Genomic DNA, 2,277 nt, shown 5'->3' with positions numbered 1-2,277 from the left:
AACCTCTGAGATGTTTTTGAAAAAAGTGTTCAACTTGATATTGCAATTTAGGGAATTATTTCATAGACAATTTGACATAGAAAATCAAGATAAAGCATTTCAATTGTACCGAGAAGAATATGATATAATTTCACCCGATGAAATCAAAAAATTACGTGATAAATATAATTTAAATCAACGTGAATTTTCTCAATTACTTGGATTTGGAGAAATAACAATTTCAAGATATGAACGTGGTTCTCTACCTACATTAGCACAAAACCAAATAATAAAAGATAGTACTGATCCAAATACAATGTTAAAATTATTGGAAAAAAATTCAGAAAAAATTAGTGAAACAAAATCAAACGAATTAAAAATAATCTTAGAAAATTTGTTACAAGAGAACAAATATGAAGAAAGAATAATAAGTACTATTAGAGATATTTTTCACCATGATCCAGATATATATAGTGGGAACAAATCATTTGATTTTAATAAATTTTCTAACATGGTTTGGTTTTTTTCTAAAAAAGATAGACCGTATTTAACTAAATTGAATAAATTAATGTTTTATGCAGATTATTATTTCTTTAAAAAATATAGTGAATCTATAAGTGGAGGAAAGTATATAAGGGATTATTATGGTCCAGTACCTGAGAAATTTCAAACTCTTTATGATAACGTAAAAGACATAGAAATAGTTGAAAACGAACATGGATCTTATATAAATCCTATTAGCGATAAATCCGAAAAAGAAATATTTAATGATCAAGAACTAGAGATTTTGAATTTTGTTTATAAAAAATTTAAAAACATGTATGCAAATGAAATAAAAGATTTTTCGCATGAAGAAAAATGTTGGATTGAAATATCAAATAAAAGTTTAATTCCTTACTCTTATGCTGAAGATTTAGATATGAATAGAAATATAATATAACAGGTGTGTTGATTATCCATTTTTATACACCCCAAGAGGCTGATTTCCGCTACGGGCTACTCGCTTTCCTGCGGGCGAGCGTCGAGCAGCTTCCTCCGCTACGCTCCGTGAAGGTTCTCGCCTGTCTCGCTTTCGCGCGGGAGTCGAGTAGCCCTACGCTACAATCAGTTAAAATGGAAATTTATTGGCAAAACAGTGACAAAAAAACCTTTTATCGTTCAATAATAAACCTATTTTTTCCTAATCAACACGCCTAATAATATAATTTATTAAGTCACGATATAAATATCGTGACTTTTTTTGAGTGCGCCCGGCATGCGCAACAACTTGGTGGTGAAAGTCCACTACAGACTTGGCAGTAGGAACTGTTAGCGAAAGACAAGGGTGTCCATAGTGACATGGAATCTGAAGGAAGTCGGACGCAAAATCTCGAACTGACGAACAGAAATCAGATACAAGGCTGAATTGGGACGGATGAGCTTGCTAAACAAAGTAAAGTCCAATACTGCCCGAATCCCATCCAGTAAATCTGGCAGTTACATGAGAGGAAAGTGGTTGTGATTACCCGGGAGGTCCCTTGAGGGTTATTGAATTAACAATCGCATTAGTGATAATCGGATGAATCAAGAGAAGTCAGCAGAGGTCATAGTAGCTTTCTAATAACCTTCTTCGTAACGCCAAGATTATAAAAGGATTCGGCTTTTCGACAAGCTATTTATTTCAACTTGTCTTTTGCCTCGTATTCCAGCACAAAAGCTGGTTTACCTTGCTTCAAAGTAAAAAAAAGTGACCAATATCCAGGAAATGATACGGTTTATCGTTTCCTAAACTATTCGAAATTTGCATGGCGTCGATTTCTCACTCTATTCAGTGCACATACAATTCAAAAAGTGAGTGTGCTTACCAACGCAGACCGACCAAAGGTACTCATTGTAGATGACTCCATGTATGACCGTAATCGTAGTAAAAAGGTAGAACTACTAGCGCGTTGTCGAGACCATTAATCAACTGGTAAACGTTTCTATAAAGGCTTTCGGATGCTTACATTGGGCTGGTCAGATGGTGCCACATTTATGCCAGTTGTCGGGGCAGGGTTTTCTTTATAATGTGAATCGATCAGATTTTCAATTTCTTCTAAAGTGACAATCTGATGTGATTTCAATTCATTAAACTTGTAATTTAATTCATCAACAGAATTTTAGCAGATGCACTTTCAGTATAAAGCGTAAATCACTACCGTCGCAAAAAAATTAACTGAATTTTCTGTTTTCTGTTTTTATCTTTTTAGAATAAAAACGAAGATACTTAAGCAGAGGGTAGTAAACATTCATTTTTTTACTATATCCTTTGGCGAGGGC

The 2,277-nt window shown here is 33.8% G+C and carries 1 protein-coding gene and 1 pseudogene; both read left to right on the top strand.

Annotated elements, in window-relative coordinates; genetic code table 11:
* Positions 1 to 919: type II toxin-antitoxin system antitoxin SocA domain-containing protein (locus QRN68_RS17255; protein ID WP_285398145.1), on the top strand; the 919-nt coding region annotated here is incomplete at its 5' end.
* Positions 920 to 1,586: 667 nt separating this feature from the next.
* A pseudogene (locus tag QRN68_RS27110) lies at positions 1,587 to 2,001 on the top strand (transposase); the annotation flags it as partial.
* Between the last annotated feature and the right edge of the window lie 276 nt (positions 2,002 to 2,277).

Source organism: Lysinibacillus sp. fls2-241-R2A-57 (genome assembly GCF_030209535.1).
In the GTDB taxonomy this organism is placed as follows: domain Bacteria; phylum Bacillota; class Bacilli; order Bacillales_A; family Planococcaceae; genus Lysinibacillus.
Note: the sequence above shows the minus strand (reverse complement) of the source record. Positions and strands in the feature narration are given on the sequence as shown.